15 protein-coding genes, 1 other RNA gene and 1 other annotated feature are annotated in these 20,868 nt (G+C 54.3%); of the genes, 6 read left to right on the top strand and 10 right to left on the bottom strand.

Features of this window, described 5'->3' with window-relative positions:
• Positions 1-21: 21 nt before the first annotated feature.
• Complete coding sequence (locus QWT68_RS04340; protein WP_040286395.1) at positions 22-1,758, bottom strand: methyl-accepting chemotaxis protein; 1,737 nt, start codon at positions 1,756-1,758, stop codon at positions 22-24.
• A gap of 263 nt (positions 1,759-2,021) precedes the next feature.
• Between QWT68_RS04340 and QWT68_RS04335 the strand changes: the two genes are divergently transcribed.
• From QWT68_RS04335 to ilvA, 3 genes are all read left to right on the top strand, one after another.
• The gene (locus QWT68_RS04335; RefSeq protein ID WP_290149808.1) at positions 2,022-2,456 is read left to right on the top strand and encodes a MarR family winged helix-turn-helix transcriptional regulator; all 435 of its coding nucleotides are present in this window, start codon (positions 2,022-2,024) and stop codon (positions 2,454-2,456) included.
• Positions 2,457-2,480: 24 nt separating this feature from the next.
• Entirely contained in the window at positions 2,481-3,389 is a 909-nt protein-coding gene (locus QWT68_RS04330; RefSeq protein ID WP_052461756.1) for a diacylglycerol/lipid kinase family protein, read from the top strand.
• A gap of 136 nt (positions 3,390-3,525) precedes the next feature.
• Positions 3,526-4,788 (top strand): threonine ammonia-lyase IlvA, encoded by a 1,263-nt coding sequence (gene ilvA, locus QWT68_RS04325; protein ID WP_290150451.1) that lies wholly within the window; start codon positions 3,526-3,528, stop codon positions 4,786-4,788.
• A 51-nt stretch (positions 4,789-4,839) separates the two neighbouring features.
• Here the strand turns inward: ilvA and QWT68_RS04320 are convergent, their stop codons facing one another.
• On the bottom strand, positions 4,840-6,258 hold the full coding sequence (locus QWT68_RS04320) for an NAD-dependent succinate-semialdehyde dehydrogenase (protein ID WP_290149805.1): 1,419 nt from the start codon (positions 6,256-6,258) through the stop codon (positions 4,840-4,842).
• A 162-nt stretch (positions 6,259-6,420) separates the two neighbouring features.
• Here QWT68_RS04320 and selD point away from each other — a divergent pair, with 162 nt between their 5' ends.
• Both selD and mnmH read left to right on the top strand, forming a co-directional pair.
• Entirely contained in the window at positions 6,421-7,464 is a 1,044-nt protein-coding gene (selD, locus tag QWT68_RS04315) for a selenide, water dikinase SelD (RefSeq protein WP_040286392.1), read from the top strand.
• 12 nt (positions 7,465-7,476) lie between these two features.
• Entirely contained in the window at positions 7,477-8,520 is a 1,044-nt protein-coding gene (gene mnmH / locus QWT68_RS04310; RefSeq protein ID WP_290149802.1) for a tRNA 2-selenouridine(34) synthase MnmH, read from the top strand.
• Positions 8,521-8,818: 298 nt separating this feature from the next.
• On the opposite strand, the gene QWT68_RS04305 is transcribed toward mnmH, so the two are convergent.
• From QWT68_RS04305 to hisS, 4 genes are all read right to left on the bottom strand, one after another.
• On the bottom strand, positions 8,819-9,586 hold the full coding sequence (locus tag QWT68_RS04305) for a tRNA threonylcarbamoyladenosine dehydratase (protein ID WP_040286390.1): 768 nt from the start codon (positions 9,584-9,586) through the stop codon (positions 8,819-8,821).
• Positions 9,587-9,660: 74 nt separating this feature from the next.
• Positions 9,661-9,842: non-coding RNA, 6S RNA (gene ssrS, locus QWT68_RS04300), on the bottom strand.
• An 88-nt stretch (positions 9,843-9,930) separates the two neighbouring features.
• Positions 9,931-11,697: an aspartate--tRNA ligase gene (aspS, locus tag QWT68_RS04295; RefSeq protein WP_290149799.1), complete on the bottom strand. Its 1,767-nt coding sequence runs from the start codon at positions 11,695-11,697 to the stop codon at positions 9,931-9,933.
• A 14-nt stretch (positions 11,698-11,711) separates the two neighbouring features.
• Positions 11,712-12,983, bottom strand: coding sequence for a histidine--tRNA ligase (gene hisS / locus QWT68_RS04290; RefSeq protein WP_290149796.1), 1,272 nt, complete (start codon positions 12,981-12,983; stop codon positions 11,712-11,714).
• A gap of 69 nt (positions 12,984-13,052) precedes the next feature.
• Positions 13,053-13,290 (bottom strand) — a binding site (T-box leader).
• A gap of 117 nt (positions 13,291-13,407) precedes the next feature.
• On the opposite strand from hisS, the gene QWT68_RS04285 reads away from it, so the two are divergent.
• On the top strand, positions 13,408-14,952 hold the full coding sequence (locus QWT68_RS04285; RefSeq protein WP_290149795.1) for an N-acetylmuramoyl-L-alanine amidase family protein: 1,545 nt from the start codon (positions 13,408-13,410) through the stop codon (positions 14,950-14,952).
• A 35-nt stretch (positions 14,953-14,987) separates the two neighbouring features.
• Here QWT68_RS04285 and dtd read toward each other — a convergent pair whose 3' ends face one another.
• From dtd to recJ, 4 genes are all read right to left on the bottom strand, one after another.
• Positions 14,988-15,428 carry a D-aminoacyl-tRNA deacylase gene (dtd, locus tag QWT68_RS04280; RefSeq protein WP_290149793.1) on the bottom strand — a complete coding sequence of 147 codons (441 nt, stop codon included), beginning with the start codon at positions 15,426-15,428 and terminating at the stop codon, positions 14,988-14,990.
• Positions 15,429-15,449: 21 nt separating this feature from the next.
• Positions 15,450-17,645, bottom strand: a complete 2,196-nt coding sequence (locus QWT68_RS04275) for a RelA/SpoT family protein (protein WP_290149790.1) — start codon at positions 17,643-17,645, stop codon at positions 15,450-15,452.
• 170 nt (positions 17,646-17,815) lie between these two features.
• A complete protein-coding gene (locus QWT68_RS04270) occupies positions 17,816-18,328 on the bottom strand; it encodes an adenine phosphoribosyltransferase (RefSeq protein ID WP_040286385.1) in 513 nt (170 codons plus the stop codon).
• On the bottom strand, positions 18,319-20,670 hold the full coding sequence (gene recJ, locus QWT68_RS04265; protein WP_290149789.1) for a single-stranded-DNA-specific exonuclease RecJ: 2,352 nt from the start codon (positions 20,668-20,670) through the stop codon (positions 18,319-18,321). Before recJ ends, QWT68_RS04270 begins: the two co-directional genes overlap by 10 nt.
• Between the last annotated feature and the right edge of the window lie 198 nt (positions 20,671-20,868).

Here is a 20,868-nt window from a genome sequence, read left to right as displayed (position 1 = left end):
CGGGCTTTCAGAAAATGCGGGTCAGCTGACAGTCCCGCTGTCTCCGTCTTCTGCCAAACGGAATTTGCGGATGCTTGCTTCAAGCTCTTCCGCAAGCCGCTTCATGTCGTCCGACTGGCCAGCTACCTCCGTGATGGTCGCAGACGTTTCTTCTCCGGATGCTGAAATGTTGGCTGTCATCTCTTCGATGGAATGGATGGCGTCCGCCAGCTGGCGGATATGCTGCTCGGCTTCCTCTGAGAGCCGTGATTCCTTGATAAGGTTTTCGGAGATGGCCTCCACTTCCTTCACAGTCTCTTCGACCGCAGCGGAGATGCCGCCAAGTGTGTCTGCGGTCTTGCGGACAGTATCCGAACCACTTTCTATAAGTTCCCCGCTTTCCTCCGAGGATCTCACTACTTTTGAAATACTTGAAGAAATACCCTGGATGAGCGCGCCGACCTGCTGGACGTCTTCGTTCGACTGCTCGGCCAGAAGCCTCACTTCTTCGGCGACTACGGCAAACCCTTTGCCGTGTTCTCCCGCCCGTGCCGCTTCAATGGAGGCATTCAAGGCGAGGAGGTTCGTCTGCGCGGCGATATCGGAAATCGATTCCGTAATCAGCTGGATCTTCTTCGCAGACCCGATCAGGCCTTCGATCGCAGTCTGGGAACTCAATGCAGACTGCCGGATTTTCTGCATATCGTCATTCAGCAGTACTGCCCGCTGTCTTCCTTCCTCGGAGAGGAGTTTCGTGTTATTGGAAATGGCCGCTGCGTTTCCAGCGCGCCTGTCCGCCTGGCGCAGTCCTTCTGCCAGATCCTTCATAAGCTGTGCGGCCTGTTCCGCACTTGCGCCACCGTCGGCTGTGGAGCTTGCCGCTTCGTTGATGTTTTCCGAAACCATGTGGGCAGCCCCTTCCATTTCCTTCAACGAATCGGATGTTCTGGAAGTGCTCATCGTCAACTTCGAGGCTGTCGATCCGACAGTGCCGATCATGGTCCGCAAGTTGGCGGAAAGCGTATTGAGCGTCTTTGCCAAGTCGCCGACTTCATCCTGACTTTCAACAGGGACATCGCTGAGGCTCAGGTTCCCATCGGCTATCTGTCTGGAGTGCTCGATAAGCGAAGAGATCGGTTTCGTCTTCTTGCGGAGAAGGAACAGTGTCAGCAGAGCCGCCAGCAGCAAAGGCACGATGCTGATCAGAATACCGTTCCGCACTACGTCCCAGGTCCGTGATGAAACGATCGATGCGTCAAAATCAATGACGCTGACTGCGATCACTTCTTTTGAAGGGTCATGATCCTTGAAGATCGGTGCATATCCTGAGAGGCGTTTCATGTCTGCATAGTTGTAAGCCTTTGAGTAGGTTGGATGTTTCATCTCTTTCAGCATTTCAATCGCTTCCCTGTCAATATGGAAGTCATCACCCGGTGCGAATCCTTTCGCTTTCAGGTTATCGTCCAGCGCTACGATCGTTCCGTCCAATGTCAATATGTACTGAGTTTCAAAAATACTCTTGTGCTCAATTGTCCAATTCAACTGTTTCCCGATTTCGTCCTGGACATCCGAATCCCCGCCCAGCGCTTTTTCCATATCATCTGGCAGGATAAGCCCCGTCGTGATATTTGCACAGCCGTATGCTTCGATTCCCGCCGCATCGAACAATTTATCGTACGCTGTTTTGTATGTAGCGACAGATGTGATGGCAAGCATGACGACAAGGATGCCGATAATCAGACTGCCCAGCTGGAATGTTAAAGATCTTGTCAACTTCATGAGTCCTGATACCTCTTTCGATAAAATTATATATGACTTTATTCCTTGGTAAGTATACCGCTTGCCTGACGATAAAACTATACCTTTATACCTTTTCCACATAACGTTCACGAGACGGCCTTTCTAGTATCGGCTGTTCTGCAAAATTAGTAAGGGTTCAAATTATATTCTTTTTGTCCGAATAGTGTATGATACTGTAGATATCATTTTATTCGACATAAATTATTTACTGTAAGCCCCTTGCTTACAATGGAGGTTTCCAAATGACGGAGCAGAATATTTTTGAATTACTTCACACAATCGAGAAAGTGACCTATCAGATGGTCGTCCAGTGGCAGCAGCGGTCTGATAATGATCTGGGGATTTCGCATATACTCGTCCTGCAGGAACTGCTGAATGAAGGGGAAAGCCGGCCATCCGATATCGCGAAAAAATTGAATTTCACGCCTGCCTCTCTGACGCACCTGTCTACGAAACTGACAAAACAAGGGCTCGTCGTCCGCCGCCAGGCTGAAAACGATAAACGGACCAAATATTTGTCGATCACCGATGAGGGCAAATCTATCGTTGAAAAAGCATATAACGACGGCATCGAGGTTCGGCGTGAATTGTTTTCCCATATCTCGGCAGACGAACAACAGGCATTGCTCGATATTTATAAAAAACTGGATGATGCACTGAAAGAGGCGAAAGAATGACAGGTTTCAGGGAGGGATTGACCGATGTATGCCATTATTGCGAATCCGGCGGCAGGTCGCGGTAAAGCTGCGAACCTGTTCCAGAAGGTACATGACGGCCTGACAGCAGCCCGGATTCCATGCACAGCCCTGCTCAGTGATTCACCTGATGCAGCCGGCTCATTCATCACCGGCCTGCATGATCAGGCACCTGTATCGATGATCATTGTGATCGGCGGTGACGGGACAGCAAGCTCTGTTTTACAGCTTGCCGTCAGGCTTGACATTCCCCTCGCCATCCTGCCCGCAGGCTCGGGCAATGATTCCGCACGGACATTCGGACTGACTGCTGATCCCGGCCAATTCCTGTCCAGCATCCTTGTCCCGTCGATCCGGCGTGTCGATCTGCTGAATGTGAACGGCAGACTCGGTCTCACCATTGCAGCAGCCGGTGCCGATGCGGAAATCGGCAGACGTGCCAACCAATCCGCCTATAAGCCTGTGCTGAACCGGTTCGGTCTCGGTTCCCTCGCCTATCTGATCGCGGCTCTCGAGACACTGATTGAATTCAGACCTTTCTCAGCACGGCTTACAGTCGGCGATGACATCCATGACTGGCAAAGCGTCTGGCTTATCGCAGCAGGCAATACGCCGACATACGGCGGCGGCCTCCGCGTCTGCCCGTCAGCAGATCCGCTAGACGGTTCGATGGCCATCACGGCGGCCCACTCTGCCCGGAGACTGACCGTCCTCTTCCTGCTGCTGCCGAAGCTGCTGCTCGGAAAGCCGATCAGAAGCCGGGCTGTCACCTATGCGAATGGTCCGGAAGCCGTCCTGACTGCCGATCAGGACATCCTGTTCTTGATTGACGGGGAACCACAGGAGAATTCGGTGTTCCGTCTGAAGGTGGAGCCGGATGCCCTTCAGCTCGTCGACACGCGGCAGTTTTTGTGATTTTATAAAGAAAACGCTTACATATATTTTTTATGCCAAATTTTCTAACTATTTCGTTTAAAGCGTTGTCACTCTGCTTCCTGCATGGTAGTATTGAAAAATGCCAGTTGCCCAGGAGGTCTTCACTTTGACGAACATACAGGAAGCAGCGAAAAAACAGTTAGCTATCGAAGATATTCTGATTGCGAATCAGGTGCTGAAAGACGTTGTCGTCCATACACCGCTCCAGAAGAATGAGCGGCTGTCGAATGAATATGGATGCACCGTCTACATCAAGCGGGAAGATCTGCAGTCGGTCCGCTCGTTCAAACTGCGCGGTGCGTATTATAAAATCAAATGCATCGAAGAGGAGGCACGGCAGAAAGGTGTCGTCTGCGCAAGTGCCGGCAATCATGCACAGGGCGTCGCGTATGCATGTGCGGAACTCGGAATCGATGCCAAGATCTTCATGCCGCTTCCTACACCGAAACAGAAAGTCGATCAAGTGGAAATGTTCGGCAGAGGGACTGTCGATATCGTGCTGACAGGCGATACGTTCGATGATTCGTTCGAAGAGGCGAGCCGATGCACGTCGGAGGAAGGGCGGATCTTCATCCATCCGTTCGACGACTTCGATATCATGGCGGGCCAGGCGACCGTAGCAGTCGAAATCATGAATGACATCGGAGAGCCGCTCGATTATGTGTTCGCAAGCATCGGCGGGGGCGGCCTCATGTCCGGTATGAGTACATATATTAAAAACCTCTCGCCGCAAACCCGGATGATCGGCGTCGAGCCTGCAGGAGCGGCGAGTATGCGTGCATCGTTCGAGAATGGTTCGCGTACTTCCCTGCCCGATATCGATAAGTTCGTCGATGGAGCTGCGGTGAAGTGTCCCGGCCAGAAGACATTCGATGTCTGTTTCGAACTGGTCGATGAGGTCCTTGCCGTTCCTGAAGGGAAAGTCTGCACGGCGATCCTCGACCTGTACAACAAGCATGCCATCATTGCGGAACCTGCGGGCGCCCTGCCCGTGGCAGCGCTCGATGCGTATAAAGAACAGATCAGAGGTAAATCTGTCGTCCTTGTGATCAGCGGAGGGAACAACGATATCGGCCGTATGCAAGAAATCAAGGAAAAATCGCTGATCCATCAGGGCCTGCTCCATTATTTCATCGTCAACTTCCCGCAGCGTTCAGGCGCACTCCGTCAGTTCCTGGATAATGTGCTTGGACCGAACGATGATATCACGACGTTCGAATATACTAAGAAGAACAACAAAGAGAACGGGCCGGCATTGGTCGGTATCGAATTGAAAGACCCGGCAGACCACGGCGGCCTGGTCGGCCGTATGGAGGAAAACGGATTTCCGTTCACTGAAGTGAAGCATGACAGCATGCTCTTCGATCTCCTGATCTGAACAGCAAAAAGCAGGTACAGCGATGGCGGATGTACCTGCTTTTTGCTGTTTTCATATGCCTGCAGAAATATATTTCACTTCGACGAATTCCTCGATACCCTGGCGTCCGCCTTCGCGTCCAAGACCGCTCTGCTTGAACCCGCCGAATGGTGCCTGCGGCGTGGAAGGTGATCCGTCGTTCAGCCCAACGATCCCGTACTCGAGCTGCTCGCTCATCCGGATACCGCGGCTCATATTCTCCGTGAACAGATATGCGGCGAGCCCGAAGATCGTATCGTTCGCTCTCCGGATGGCTTCTTCTTCCGTCTTGAACGGAGCGATCGGCACAACCGGCCCGAACGTCTCTTCATGCATGCAGATCATATCATCGGTCACTCCTGTCAGGACAGTGGGCTGGTAGATGAGCCCTTCTTCCAGGTTGCCGCCAACGGCTGCTTCTGCGCCTTTGTCCAGTGCATCCTCCACATGGCGTTCGACTTTCTCGAGTCCTTTCCGGTCGACGAGCGGTCCGATCTTCGTTTCTTCTTCCAATCCGCTGCCCGTCTTCAGCTGTCTGACCTTTTCGCTGATCTTCCTCGTGAATTCATCTGCAATCGATTCCTGTACGTAGACGCGGTTCGCACAGATGCACGTCTGGCCAGCATTGCGGAATTTCGTAGCAATGACGCCGTCCACCGCTTTGTCGAGATCACAGTCATCCATCACGATGGCAGGCGCCAGCCCTCCGAGTTCCAGAGAAATCTTCTTCACAGTATCCGATGCTTTCTTCATGAGTTCCCGGCCGACTTCCGTAGAACCGGTGAACGTGATCTTCTTCACCCGTCCGTCTTCGAGCCAGGCGTCCGAGATTGCGCCTGAGTCCCCTGTCACAACGTTGACGACGCCTTCCGGGATACCGGCTTCGAGTGCAAGCCGGCCGAGTTTCACGGCAGTGAGGGGGGTCAGACGGGACGGTTTGATGACGACCGTGCAGCCGACAGCGAGTGCAGGCGCGACTTTCCGGGTGATCATCGCCGCCGGGAAATTCCACGGCGTGATGGCTGCGACGACGCCGACCGGCTGTTTCGTGACAAACAGCCGCTTCCCTGGTTTTGAAGCGGGGATCGTCTCACCGTATACGCGTTTCGCTTCTTCCGCATACCAGGCGTTGAAGCCGTTTGCATACTCCATCTCACCGCGCGCTTCCGTGATCGGCTTGCCCTGTTCCTCGGTCATCGTGCGGGCGAGGTCTTCCTTGTCCCGCTCGATCAGATCATGCCATTTCATGATGAGCCCGCTCCGCTCGTAGGCTGTGAGTGCAGCCCATGCGGGGAACGCACCATGTGCGGCATCCACTGCCCGTTTCGCTTCATCCGCCCCGCCGTCCGGCACAGTGGCAATCGTTTCCTGTGTATATGGGTTGACGATGCCGATCGTACCCAGCTGTTCGCCGTAATCCTGCTTCCCAATAATCATTTCATATTTTTCCATAACTGTTCCTCCTAGTGAACGATTTGGTTTTGCTTAAAATGTGTGGATTTTGTCATGCCGAAGGGTCAGACAGGAGCCGCTCCCCTTTTTATGATAAAATGAAGGACAGCAGGCTGTTCCAGCTGTCTGTTCAAATATTCGACATTGAGAGGCGACGTATAAATGGAAACTCCAGTTAAATTGACGACTCTGACAAAAAAAGGCGGCTGCGGCTGCAAAATCGGTCCCGCAGACCTGGCTGATGTTCTCCGGAATCTGCCGCAGGCGGAACCGGATCCGAACCTGCTCGTCGGTCTCGACACGAGCGATGATGCCGGTGTGTATAAAGTATCCGATGACCTCGCGATTGTCCAGACGCTCGACTTCTTCACACCGATCGTCGATGATCCGTACGACTTCGGTCAGATCGCAGCGGCCAATGCGATCAGTGACGTTTACGCGATGGGCGGCACGCCGATCACAGCCCTTAATATAGTAGCATTCCCTATCGCGGCACTCGACAAAACCATTTTGACGGAAATCCTCCGCGGAGCGGGCGACAAGCTGAAGGAAGCGGGTGTCACACTCGTGGGCGGCCACTCGATCGATGACCAGGAACCGAAGTTCGGACTGGCCGTGACAGGAACGGTGCATCCTGATCATGTACGCGCGAATGCAGGCGCAAAACCGGGGGATGTCCTCCTGCTGACAAAACCGATCGGCGTGGGGATCTACACGACTTCCCTGAAACACGGCAAGCTGTCCGGCGGAGAGGTCCGTGACGTGACCTCCGTTATGACGACACTGAACAAGACGGCCGCTGAAACGATGAAGCCATTCAGCGTCCACGCAGTCACGGACGTCACCGGTTTCGGACTGCTCGGACATACATCCGAAATGGCGAAAGGCAGCAACGCCGGCATCATCATCCATGCTGACGAGGTGCCGGTCCTCCCGCGTGCGAAGGAACTGGCGCAGGACGGCCATGTGCCGGGCGGAACGAAGAACAACTTTGCCCATCTGGAAGGTGCGGTCTCGTTCGATCCGCGGCTCGATCAGATCGATCAATGGGTATTGTGTGACGCGGTAACGTCGGGCGGTCTACTGATTGCAGTATCGGCGGATGATGCCGATCAACTGCTGTCCTCCCTCCAGGAAAACGGAGTGGCAGCGAAACGGATCGGTGAAGTGACGTCTGAACATCCAGGACATATTACAGTCCGATAAGAAGGTGCAGCTATGTTTCGTGATATTAGTTTAAAAGATCTGATGGAACTCCATGCAAGTGGTGCGCACACGCTCATCGATGTCAGATCGCCGAAGGAGTATGCCGAATCGAGCATTCCCGGCAGTCTGAACATCCCCGTCTTCAATGACGAAGAGCGGGCGGAAGTCGGAACGATCTATAAACAGGTCGGACAGGCGGAAGCGAAAAAGAGGGGCCTTGAAATCTTCTCGGCCAAACTTCCGCAGTTCATCGCCGATTTCCAGGCGATCGGGACACCGATGACCGTATTCTGCTGGCGCGGCGGGATGCGCAGCAAAACCGCGGCCACCGTGCTGGACCTGATGGGCGTGCATGCGAACCGGCTGATCGGCGGCATCCGTACGTACCGTCAGTGGGTCGTCGAGCAGCTGGATCTGATGGACTATCGGCCGGAATTGCTTGTGCTGAACGGCTATACGGGATCCGGCAAGACGGTCATCCTGCATAAGCTTGCAGATGCAGGCGAGGCGGTCGTGGACCTGGAAGGGCTCGCCGGACACCGCGGCTCGATCTTCGGCCAGATCGGCCTGCAGGCGAAGAACCAGAAGAATTTCGAGTCGCTCCTGCTCCATGAGCTGAAACGGACTGCAGAAGAACCGCTTGTCTTCATCGAAGGCGAAAGCAAGCGGATCGGCAAAGTGACGATGCCCACTTTCCTGTTCGAGAAGAAGGAACTGAGCCGTCATCTGATCATCCGGCTGCCGATCGAGGAACGGGTGCGTCTCACGCTCGCCGATTATAAGCCATGGGAGCAGCCGGACGAGTTCCTGATCGCGTTCGAGCAGATCAAGCGGCGCATCCATGTGCCGGTTGCAAAGGAGATCGGGACGGCCCTCCATGGCGGAGACTATGAGACCGCCACTCTGCTGTTGCTCGAGCATTATTACGACCCGCGCTATCGGCATTCGACCGGAAAGGTGGATGATGATCTGAAGACGATCATCGAAGCGGATACCGTGGAGGATGCATTCGAGCAGGTATTGGCCTGGAAAAAGGAATATATGAAGCGCATATGAAAAGCATGGCCGGAGGAATGACTCCGGCCATGCTTTTTTGTACTGGACCATACAGTCGGGCGGCAGCGAGCAGCTGGCCGGCTGTATGTCTTGCTGGATTTTCAGTTGTTATACGGGTTTATGAGCGGGATTGAAGATTTATGATCACTTTTCATGATTTATGAGCGAAAGTACGCATTTATGATCACTTTCCCGGGTTTATGATCACTTTCCGCGATTTATGAGTACAATCGCAGATTTATGATCACTTCGCCAGGTTCATGAACAGATCAGATGCCTTGCCGCCGCAGATTCCCGCTTACTTGCTGTCGTTCACCCGCTGAAGCGGTATGTCGGCGGTGATGTCGTTCAGCACCCAGCTGGCGGCGACCAGACCGGCGACGGATGGACAGTAGGCATTCGATGCGGGCGGCATTTTGGCTTTGCGGATCGCGGCGTCCGGCTTGCCGACTGTTCCGACGACATCTTCGCGCACGATGATCGGACTTTCATCGGAAAACACGACCGGCACACCTTTTGTGATACCCGCTTTCCGCAGTCGGGTGCGGATGACCTTTGCGATCGGATCGGTGTGCGTCTTTGAAATATCGGCGATCTGGAAACGCGTCGGATCGATCTTGTTTGCGGCCCCCATGCTTGAAATGATCTTGACGCCGCGCTCGAGGCACTGCTCGATCAGATGGATCTTGTAGCTGATCGTGTCAGAGGCATCGATCACGTAGTCCGGCTTCTCTGCGAAAAAGCGGTCTGCCGTCTCTTCTGTGTAGAACATATGGAGCGGTACGACTTCACAGTCCGCATTGATGTCTTTGATGCGCTCCTGCATGACTTCCACTTTCAGCTTGCCCACTGTTGACAGGTAGGCGACGAGCTGCCGGTTGATGTTGGTGATATCGACGTCATCCTTGTCCACAAGGATGATCTTACCGATGCCGCTCCGGGCGCATGCTTCTGCGGCGAACGAGCCGACACCTCCGACGCCGAGAATGGCGACTGTCGTATCCGCCATCCGGCCGATCCCTTCTTTGCCGATGGATAGTTCGTTTCGTGAAAACTGGTTTAACATGAGCCAACAACCTTTCTCTTTCAAAATAAAAACCTCTCAGCAGGATTGCTAAGAGGTGGACTGTCTGAAGTGGAACAAATCCCGAATGTGCCGTCTTTGTAATATCGTTTTGAACCCGCACGGTGCAGGTGGGTGCCCGGTCTTCTCACTTCTGAGGTCCCATGACAGGCATGTCATCATGAGAAGAACCTGGGCTCCCGACGATTAAAGTGTTCGGTCAAAACTGTCTGGCAAATAACGAACACCTCAGGATTTGTTAATACATGTATCATAGCATATGCTTGTAAGCGTTTCAATCATTTGCACACGAAATTCTTGATTGAAATCAGAAAAGTGCTAATTTCCTATTTTCGTTCTGGGGCTAATTGAATATGCAATTCCGTGAGCTGCGCCGGGTCCACAGTATCCGGAGCTTCTGTCAACAGGTCCGTTGCGCTCGCTGTTTTCGGGAACGCAATCGTATCACGCAAGTTCGTTGAACCGGTCAGCAGCATGACGAGACGGTCAAGACCGAAGGCGATGCCGCCGTGCGGAGGTGTGCCGTATTCGAACGCGTCCAGCAGGAATCCGAACTGCTCGCGCGCTTCCTCCTGGGTAAATCCGAGTGCTTTGAACATCTTCTCCTGCACGTCACGTTCGTAGATGCGCAGTGATCCGCCGCCAAGTTCATAGCCATTGAGCACCAAGTCATAGGCGAGCGCCTTCACTGTCTCTGGACTCTCCTCGAGTTCTTTGACGTCAGCAGGCATTGTGAACGGATGATGTGCTGCGTAGAACCGGCCGTCTTCCTCGTCGTACTCGAACAGCGGCCAGTCGGTGACCCACAGGAAGTTGTAGAGCGACTCGTCGATCAGACCGCGTTCTTTCCCGAATTTCATGCGCAGCGCGCCGAGCGTATCAGCAACGACCGATTTTTTATCGGCGGCAAACAACAGCAGGTCGCCAGGCTCCGCAGCAGCTGCAGTCTGCAGCGCTTCCGCTGTGTCCCCTTCGAAGAACTTCGCAATCGGTCCTTTGAGTCCGTCTGCTTCCACCTTCAGCCATGCCAGGCCTTTCGCTCCGTAGACGGCAGCAAATTCACCGAAGCCATCGATATCTTTCCGGGAGTAATCGGCAGCCGCCCCTTTGACGTTGATCAGCTTCACTTGGCCGCCGGACTCAAGTGCACCGGTGAACACTTTGAATGCTGTATCTTTCACGATTTCCGATACATCGGTCAGCTCCATGCCGAAACGTGTGTCCGGTTTGTCAGATCCGTAGCGAGCCATTGCATCCGCATACGTCATCCGTTTGAATGGTGCGTCGATTGCAATCCCTTTGACGTCCTTCATCACTTTTTGCATCATACGCTCATTCAGTTCGATGATCTCTTCGATCGACATGAAACTCATTTCCATATCGACTTGTGTGAATTCCGGCTGGCGGTCCGCACGCAGATCCTCGTCCCGGAAGCAGCGGGCAATCTGGAAATACCGGTCGAAGCCGGATACCATGAGCATCTGCTTGAATAGCTGCGGCGACTGCGGCAATGCGTAGAATTCGCCTTCATGGACACGGCTCGGCACTAGGTAGTCACGAGCGCCTTCCGGGGTCGACTTCGTCAGGATCGGCGTCTCAACTTCGAGGAACCCTTCATTGTCGAGGAAATTACGGATTGTCTTCGTAATGTCGGACCGCATCTTGAATGTACGGGCTAGCTGGGGACGGCGCAAGTCGAGATAGCGGTATTTCAAGCGGAGTTCTTCGCTGACGTCCGTATCGTCCTCAATCAGGAATGGCGGATTTTTCGCTTCGTTGATGATTTCAATCTGTTCCGCGTGTACTTCGATGCCGCCTGTTTTCAGGTTCTTGTTTTTTGTCCGCTCGTCGCGTTCGACGACATTTCCAGTCACCGAAATGACGAATTCACTGCGCAGCCGCTCAGCCGTCTCAAGTGCCTGGCCGGAAATCGCCGGATTGAAGACCGCCTGGACAATTCCTGTCCGGTCCCGCAAATCGACGAAGATCAGGCCGCCGAGGTCACGCCGCTTCTGCACCCAGCCTTTCAGTGTCACCTGCTCCCCGATATTCTGTTCGTTCAATTCCCCACAATACTGTGTCCGTTGCATCATTACCACTGCCTCTCTTAGTTCCCTGCTGCCAGGATGTTTTTCACTAGTTCATCGGCGGAAACCGATTGCTGCGTGCCTTCCGCCATGTTTTTCAGCTGTACGATATTCCGTTCGACTTCCTCTTCACCGATCACCGCCACCCATTTCGCCCGGAGACGGTCCGCTGACTTCATCTGCGCTTTCATCTTGCGGTCCATATAATCCATATCCGCCCGGATGCCCGCTGCCCGAAGTGTCTGCAGCACCTCAAATGCCCGGTCTTTCGCCGCTTCGCCGAGCGAGACGACGTAGATATCGAGCGCATCGTCGTTTTCAAGCTCAGCGGATTCCGCTTCCAGCGCAAGCAGGAGACGTTCGATGCTCATGCCAAATCCGATACCGGGTGCGGAAGGTCCGCCGATCTCTTCCGCCAGCCCATTGTAGCGGCCGCCGCCGCATAATGTCGTGATGGCGCCAAACCCTTCGGCGGCACTCATGATTTCGAAAGCTGTATGATTATAGTAATCAAGTCCGCGGACGAGGTTCGGATCCAGCTCGAAACTGATTCCTGCCGCCGTCAGCAGCTGCTGCAGCTTGTCGAAATATGCACGGGATTCATCGTTCAGATAATCCGTCAGCGACGGCGCAGTCTTCATGAGCGGATGCTCGCGGTCCACTTTGCAGTCGAGGATGCGGAGCGGATTTTTTTCCAGACGGCTCTGGCAGTCCGCACAGAATTCACTGATCGATGGTTTGAAGTGTTCGACGAGTGCATCCCGGTGCGCTGCGCGGGATACCTGATCACCGAGCGAGTTCAGCACAAGCTTGATGTCCTTCAGGCCTGCCCGTTTGTATACATCGAGTGCAAGCGCGATGACTTCCGCATCGATTGCAGGGTCGGCACTGCCGATCGCTTCCGTGCCGAATTGGACGAATTGGCGGTAGCGCCCCGCCTGCTGGCGTTCGTACCGGAACATCGGCTCGATGTAGTATAGTTTGACCGGCTGGTCGGGCCAGCCGAACATTTTGTTTTCAACGAACGAACGGACGACTGGTGCTGTCCCTTCCGGCCGCAGTGTCATGGAGCGGTCGCCCCGGTCTTTGAATGTATACATTTCTTTCGTCACGATGTCCGTCGTATCGCCGACCGTCCGCTGGAACAGTTCGGTCTGTTCGAACATCGGTGTGCGGATTTCCTCATAGCGGTACAGGTCGCATACTTCATGGATCATCCGTTCGAGCTTCTGCCATTTCCACGATTCGGACGGCAGGATGTCTTGTGTTCCTCTTGGCACTTTGAACTTCATCGGTAAACCCCTCTCCTGATCATGCGGGTCATTTCGCGGAATGCAAAAAAGCCCCCATCCCCTGCGTCTGCAAGGGACGAGAGCTTATATGTAAGCTTCCGCGGTTCCACCCAAATTGATGTCATCTGACACCCACTCGTATCCGGATAACGGCCGGTTCCGTCCCTGCCTACTAAGCGGTGTCCGCGTTTCAGCCTGGCGTCTCGCTGGTGTTTTTCTCCAAGGTTGCCTGAGGGGGATTTCAGCCTGGGTCCGCCCTTCTCTGTTCAGCCAGTTGCTTGAATACTTTCCAAGTCATCGACAATGTTCACTGCATGCAGTTATCAATAATAGTACCATCTGTCGCCAAGGTGTCAACCTTTTTCATTTGGTATGGTTTTTTCCCGTCCGTTCTTTTACAATATGGACAAAGGAGTGTGGAAACATGCCGAAACTTGCAAAAACAGCACTCGCTGCGGGGTTCTTCCTGCTGGCTGTGCTGCTGGGCGGCGGCTTCATCACAGCTGCTGCTGACGGTGCTGCAGAGACTGTCACAGTCGATTCCCCGACACTGAACATCCGGTCGGGTCCGGGGCTCACCTACTCGGTGACAGGCCGGCTGTCGGACGGGCAAACCGTTGATGTCATCGGGCATTCCGGCGACTGGCTCAAAATATCCGGAGATGGCGAAACCGGCTGGATTGCAGCATGGCTTACAAAGAAAGGGAATGCCTCCGAAACTGCAGGCAAAACGGTCGTATCCCGTGTCGATTCCCTGAACATCCGCTCCGGTCCTTCGACCAATTCCGCGGTCATCGGCAAACTCCGTTCCGGAGAACCTGCCGATCTGCTCGGCTACGACGGGGAGTGGGCTTCCATTTCAGCTGATGGTACAGACGGCTGGGTGCATACGACATACATAACGGAAGTGCCTTCATCCTCAGGTGTCACCGAGGAAAACGCCGACAATGCAAAAGCAGTCAAGGCGGATACGTTCACCGTGGCGGTCGATAAGCTGAATGTAAGGAAAAAAGCGACACAATCTTCGAAACGTGTCGGCACCATACAGAAAGACGAATCGTTTCCAGTTGAACGCATTGAGGGGAACTGGGTGAAAATCGCGCTGTCCGGCAAAACGTCTGGCTGGGTCTACGCATTTCACGGAGACCTGTCAGGACATCCCGAACAGCAGTCACTCGGCGGGAGCGCAGCCGTATCGGTCGTCACGAACGGGACGAACATCCGTCAGTCCCCTTCGACCGCGTCTGACGTGGTCCTGAGAGCAGATGCCGGAGACGTGTTCCGCGTGAAAGGCGAAGTAGACGGCTGGTATGAGATCATCCTGGAAAACGGCGGGACGGCATTCGTGGCTGACTGGGTCGTCAACCGGACTGGTGAATCATCAGATGCCTCTTTCGCACCCACGAAGAAGGCACGGGAAAAAGGGACACTGAAAGGGCTTACGATTGCAATCGATCCGGGACACGGCGGCAATGACCGCGGCACGACCGGCACGCGCGGAACGGACGAAAAGGACCTGACACTTCTGACTGCAGAGCTTTTGGCAGGCAAATTGAAGGACGCCGGCGCGACAGTCGTCATGACGAGGGATTCCGATACATACGTTTCGCTGAGAAAACGGACGGACATCGGCCATCAGGAGAATGCGGACGCATTTGTCAGTCTCCACTATGATGCCAATCCGGACCGGTCGATTTCCGGATTCACAACGTACTATACACAGCCTGCGCAAAAGGCATTCGCCGATGCGCTGAATGAAGGGCTCGCCGGTACGGTCGACCTCGGGAACCGCGGCACGCAATCCGCCAACTTCCTCGTCCTGCGGGAAAACCGGCTGCCGGCAGTCCTGATCGAACTCGGATTCCTGTCCAATTCGTCGGAAGAGCGTATGCTGACGAGCGGCTATTTCAGGGAGCAGGCATCGCAGGGAATCTATAAAGGGCTTCTCGATTATTTCGATGCCCAATAAAAAATCCGCAGGAGCCGGTTGCTCCTGCGGATTTTTCACTTGGATTCGATGATCAGGGTCACCGGTCCGTCATTGACGAGCGACACATCCATCATCGCCCCGAACCGGCCGGTTTCAACCCGAAGCCCGAGTGCACGAAGCTGCTCATTGAAATGATCGTAGAGCGGCTCTGCATGCTCCGGACGGGCCGCTTCGATGAAACTCGGACGTCTGCCTTTCCGGCTGTCCCCGTACAGGGTGAACTGGGAAATCGACAGGATCTGTCCCCCAGTTTCATCGATCGACCGGTTCATCTTGCCGTCTCCGTCTTCGAACAGGCGGAGTCCGGCGATTTTCTTTGCTGCATAGTCGGCGTCTTGTTCCGTATCCTCGTGGGTCAGGCCGACGAGCAGGACATAGCCATGCTCGATCGCACCGATGACTTCATCATCCACGGTGACAGATGCCTGTTTGGACCGCTGCAGGACGACTTTCATAGAAAACTGATCCCTCTTTCGTCAATTGATCACCCGCTGAACGGAGTAGATGTCCCGTACTTGCTTGATTTTATCGACAATCCGCTGCAAATGCTGCAGGTCGGTGATTTTGATGGACATGCTGATATGTGCGATCTTGACGCGGTCCGCCTTGCCGGAGACGGCGATGATCGGTGTTTTCGTATCCACGACGGCCATCATCACTTCGTTCAGCAGTCCCTGCCGGTCGTACCCTGTGATTTCGATATCGACCTGGAACTCCTTCTTCTGGCTGTCCATCGGGGCAACCGCCCACGCAACGTCGATCAGACGGTCGTCACGGCTGTCCGTATGGATATTCGGACAGTCCACCCGGTGGACGGAAACCCCCCGCCCTTTAGTGATGAACCCGACGATTTCATCGCCCGGTACAGGGTTGCAGCATTTCGACAGACGGATCAGCAGATTATCCAGATCCTTCACGATCACGCCGGATTCCGTCATGACCGGTGCAGGCGGATTCTTCAGATCGGCGACAATCTTATCGATCGCTTCCTTCTTCTCACGCTCTTTACGGATCTTGTCGGTCATCCGGTTGACGACCTGCTGGGCCGTGATGCCCCCCGAACCGATCGCCGCGTACATGTCCTCTTCCGACGTGAAGCTGAATTTGTCGATGACCCGCCGGATGCTTTCCGGCGTCACGACATCCTTCATCGTATATTCCTGCAGCTTGACTTCTTTTTCAAGCAGTTCCCTGCCTTTGAAGACGTTATCCTCGCGCAGCTGCTTTTTGAAATACTGGCGGATTTTGTTCCGTGCCTGCGACGTGTTCGCAATCTTCAGCCAGTCCCGGCTCGGTCCGAATGACTGCTTGGATGTGAGCACCTCCACGATGTCGCCGGTGAACAATTCGGTTTCGAGCGGCACCATTTTGCCGTTCACTTTGGCGCCGATCGTCCGGTTGCCGACTTCGGAATGGACCCGGTAGGCAAAGTCTATCGGGACAGAGCCTTTCGGGAGTTCAATGACATCCCCGTCCGGCGTGAATACATAGACCATGTCAGAAAACAGGTCGAATTTCAGCGATTCCATGAATTCCTCGGCATTCGAGGATTCGTTCTGCATTTCGAGGATTTCCCGGAACCACGTCAATTTCGAGTCGATCGTATCAGGGTGGTCCGCTGTAGTCCCCTCTTTGTAGGCCCAGTGTGCAGCGACACCGAATTCGGCGATCTTATGCATCTCTTCGGTGCGGATCTGGACTTCCAGCGGATCGCCGGCAGGACCGACGACCGTCGTATGCAGCGACTGGTACAGGTTCTGCTTCGGCATCGCGATATAATCCTTGAAGCGGCCGGGCATCGGTTTCCACAGCGTATGGATGATTCCGAGCACAGCGTAGCAGTCTTTGATGCTGCTGACGACAATCCGGACCGCGAGCAGGTCATAGATCTCATTGAACTCTTTCTTCTGCAGGATCATTTTCCGGTAGATGGAATAGAGGTGCTTCGGACGCCCGGACAGCTCCGCGTGAATATCCATCTTGCTGATTTCCGCGTCAATCTGCTCCATGACATTCGACAGGTAGTTTTCCCGTTCGACACGTTTTTGCTTCATGAGGTTCACTATGCGGTAATATTGCTGAGGATTTAAGTAGCGGAGGGCAATATCTTCCAGCTCCCACTTGATTGCAGAAATACCGAGCCGGTGTGCGAGCGGCGCAAAGATTTCCAGTGTTTCCGCAGAAATACGCCGCTGTTTCTCTTCACGGACATACTTAAGGGTCCTCATATTGTGCAGGCGGTCTGCGAGTTTGATCAGGATGACGCGGATATCCTGCGCCATGGCGATGAACATCTTCCGGTGGTTCTCTGCCTGTTTTTCTTCATTGGATTTGAACTTAAGTTTCTCAAGCTTCGTGACACCGTCGACAAGCATGGCGACTTCCTCGCCGAAATCACGGACGATGTCTTCCCGGCCGATTTCCGTGTCTTCTACGACATCATGCAAGAAGCCGGCCGCGACAGTCGACGGATCCATCTGCAGTTCTGCAAGTATGCCGGCGACCTGGACCGGATGGAGAATGTAAGGTTCTCCGGAACTTCTATATTGCCCTTCATGTGCGCGCTTTGCCGCTTCATAGGCTTTTTTGACGAACGCGACATGCTCACCGTTCATATATTTGCTGACGAGCGCGAAAATATCGTGTTCTGTCAGGTCTTGTGCGACAGCCATTCTCCCACCCCTTTCGGCCATTATCGAAAAAAGAATCATATCTCTATTGTATGGTGAAAACAGAAGTTTTGTAAAGAAATGAATTTGTCCAAAAAATATGTATGTGACAGAAACTTGACGACTTGCGGCCTACCAAAAATCCCCCCGCTGCGGGCAGCGGAGGAATCCGGTCAGTATGTCATCAGTGCACGAATGTTATAGTTATCCAGCTTTCTGCGGCCATCCAAATAGGAAAGCTCAATCAGGAACGCGCAGCCTGCGACAACACCGCCCAGTTTTTCAACAAGTTCAACTGTGGCGCCTACAGTTCCGCCGGTTGCCAGCAGATCGTCGACGATCAGCACCCGCTGTCCGGGCTTAATGGCATCTTTATGAATTGTCAGCTGATCGACACCGTACTCGAGATCATAGTCGACAGCAATCGTTTCGCGCGGCAGTTTGCCCGGCTTCCGGACAGGGGCAAACCCGATTTCGAGCGCATACGCGACCGGGCAGCCGATGATGAATCCGCGTGCTTCCGGGCCGACGATGAGCTCGGCGCCGACTTCTTTGGCATATTCGACAATCTGATCCGTCGCATATTTATAGGCTTCGCCGTTATCCATGATGGTCGTAATATCTTTGAAGCTGATTCCTTCTTTCGGATAGTCCGGCACTACTGTTACATACTGTTTCAAGTCCATACTGTTTCCTCCTCGACGGCCTGCACTTGCTGCACCTGTTGGAACCATTGTTTCAGTTCATGGTAAGGGGCGTAAAGAAGCCGTTCTTCCATTTCGATCTGCTGCTGCCGTTCCTTGTAGGCTGGCGCTTCTGCAAGGTCACGTTTGCCTGCTGCCGGTTCGGCGATGACAGCACCATTCTCTATCTTAACAAATCCAAGTTCAAAAAACACTTTCGACATGAAATAAATCGTTTCGATTTTCCAACCTTTGTGCTTCGCGAGCTGCCCACCCTGGTTGCGGATATCAAAAGTCCCCCGTTTTTTAAGGAACGTGAAATACCAGCCGAACTCCTGCCGGCTCGGAATCCCGTCGAAATACCGTGATTCCGGTGCATAGAAATGCGCGTAGATCCTGCCCGGACTGAACAGGGTCATCAGCTGTTCGAGCTGCCGCTGCTGGTCCGGTATGTCGAGCAGGACCAGACTTTCGACAGCCGCGTCTCCCGTGCAGTCTTCCGCCATACGAATATCGACATCGGGGAGGAACGGCGCGAAATACGATTTTGTATTCGGCTGGAACGCGACATACAGAACTTTCTCTTTCGGGATTGTACCGACCCAGCGCTGCGGATCCCGGATACCCCGCAAATCGAATACCTGACGCTCCTCGGAACGTATGTCTTCAATGAGAATCTGCGGTTTTTTGAAGTTATTCCATTCATTGACCTGCAGGTCGCCGATAACATTGAGCGACATGCCGTGGGTCATTTCATCCGCAAGCGGGCCCTGGCTGAAACCGATGGCGTCGAGCTTGTGCCCGCCGTCCTCCAGTTCGAGTTTCAGATGGTTTTTCGCTGCGCCGATCTTCCGTATGGAAGCGACCGATGTGTTCTCGATCATATAGACCGGTTTCGGGAACGACATGCCGAACGGACGCAGTTGTTCCAGTGATTCGAGGACACCGACTTCGATCTCGCCGATCGTCAGCGGCACATCGATCGAGACCGTAGCGGTCAGCTGCTCGTCTGTCAGCACGTCCGCTGCCTGCCGGTTCAGCTGGTTGCGGAGCGTATCGACATCCTCCAGTTTCAGTGTCATGCCCGCCGCCATTTGATGGCCGCCGAAATGAGGAAGGATGTCCCGGTTCTTTGCAAGTTCCTGGTACATGTCAAAACCTTCGACACTGCGGGCGGATCCTTTTGCTGTCCCCGCTTCGGGATCGATCGACAGGATGATCGACGGCCGGTGGAACTTCTCTGTGATCCGGGAAGAGACGATCCCGATGACCCCTGGATTCCACCCTTCTTTGGCCAGGACGAATACATGGGGGATATCGTTTCCATACTCGGCTTCGACCATGGCGAGCGCTTCCTGTGTGATGCCGTTGACGAGCGCCTGCCGTTCTTTGTTCAGCCGATCGAGTTCCGCGGCGATCCCCGCAGCGACAGTTGGCTCGTCCGCTTTCAGCAGATCGACCGCTGCATCCGCATCACCGAGCCGGCCTGGAGCGTTCAGCCGGGGGCCGACCATGAAGCCGAGCGTTTCTTCGGTGAACTGCCTTAGTTCCGTGCCGCCTGCTTTGGCAAGTGCCTGGATGCCCGGGCGGCTGGACATGCGGAGTCGCCGGATGCCTTCTTTGACGAAGTACCGGTTTTCATCCAGCAGCGGCACAAGATCAGCGACAGTGCCGATGGCTGCGAATTCCAGCAAGTCGAGCGGCGCTTCACCGAGCAGCGCGGTGGCCAGTTTGAAGGCGACACCGACCCCTGCGAGTTCGCCGAACGGATAGTGGCCGTCCGGATGCCGCGGATGGATGACCGCGTCCGCTTCCGGCAGAGTCTCGCCGATTTCGTGGTGGTCCGTGATAATCAGATCGAGCCCGATCGACTTGGCGTAGGCCGCCTGCTCGATACCGGATACTCCATTATCGACAGTGATGATGAGCGATGCACCAAGGTCGGCGATTTCCTGGAACAATCCGCTGTTCGGCCCGTAGCCATGGGAGAACCGGTTCGGGATGACGAATGAAACATCCGCGCCGAGCCGCTCGAGCGCCGTCGTCAGGACGGATACACTTGTCACGCCGTCCGCATCGTAGTCGCCATAGACGACGATGTGCTCACCGTCAGCAATCGCCTGTTTAATGCGCGCAACCGCCTTATCCATGTCATGCAGCAGGAACGGATCGTGCAGCACACCGGCATCTGCCGACAGGAATTCTTTCACTTCAGCGGGATTCGTGAATCCCCGTGACACCAGGATTTTCGCATGCATGGACGGAATCTTCAGCTCGTCCATCAACGTTTCCACCGCAGTTCCATCAGGTCTATGTATTTTCCATTGTTTGTTTGAACGTATCACTGTGCAGTCACTTCCTCTTCCGCAATTATACAGGGGTTTGCCGATTTCCGAAAGGATTGCGACGGAAAAGGAAAGGATTCTCCTCGCAACCGGCGGAGGAGTCACGGAAAAGCGATCGAAAAAGGGACGAGTGCTCATTAACCGGGTGAACCGCTCATTAATCTCTGAAAGTGATCATAACTCCTCGATTCTGCTCAT

The organism is Sporosarcina trichiuri, from assembly GCF_030406775.1.
Classification (GTDB): domain Bacteria; phylum Bacillota; class Bacilli; order Bacillales_A; family Planococcaceae; genus Sporosarcina; species Sporosarcina trichiuri.
Note: the sequence above shows the minus strand (reverse complement) of the source record. Positions and strands in the feature narration are given on the sequence as shown.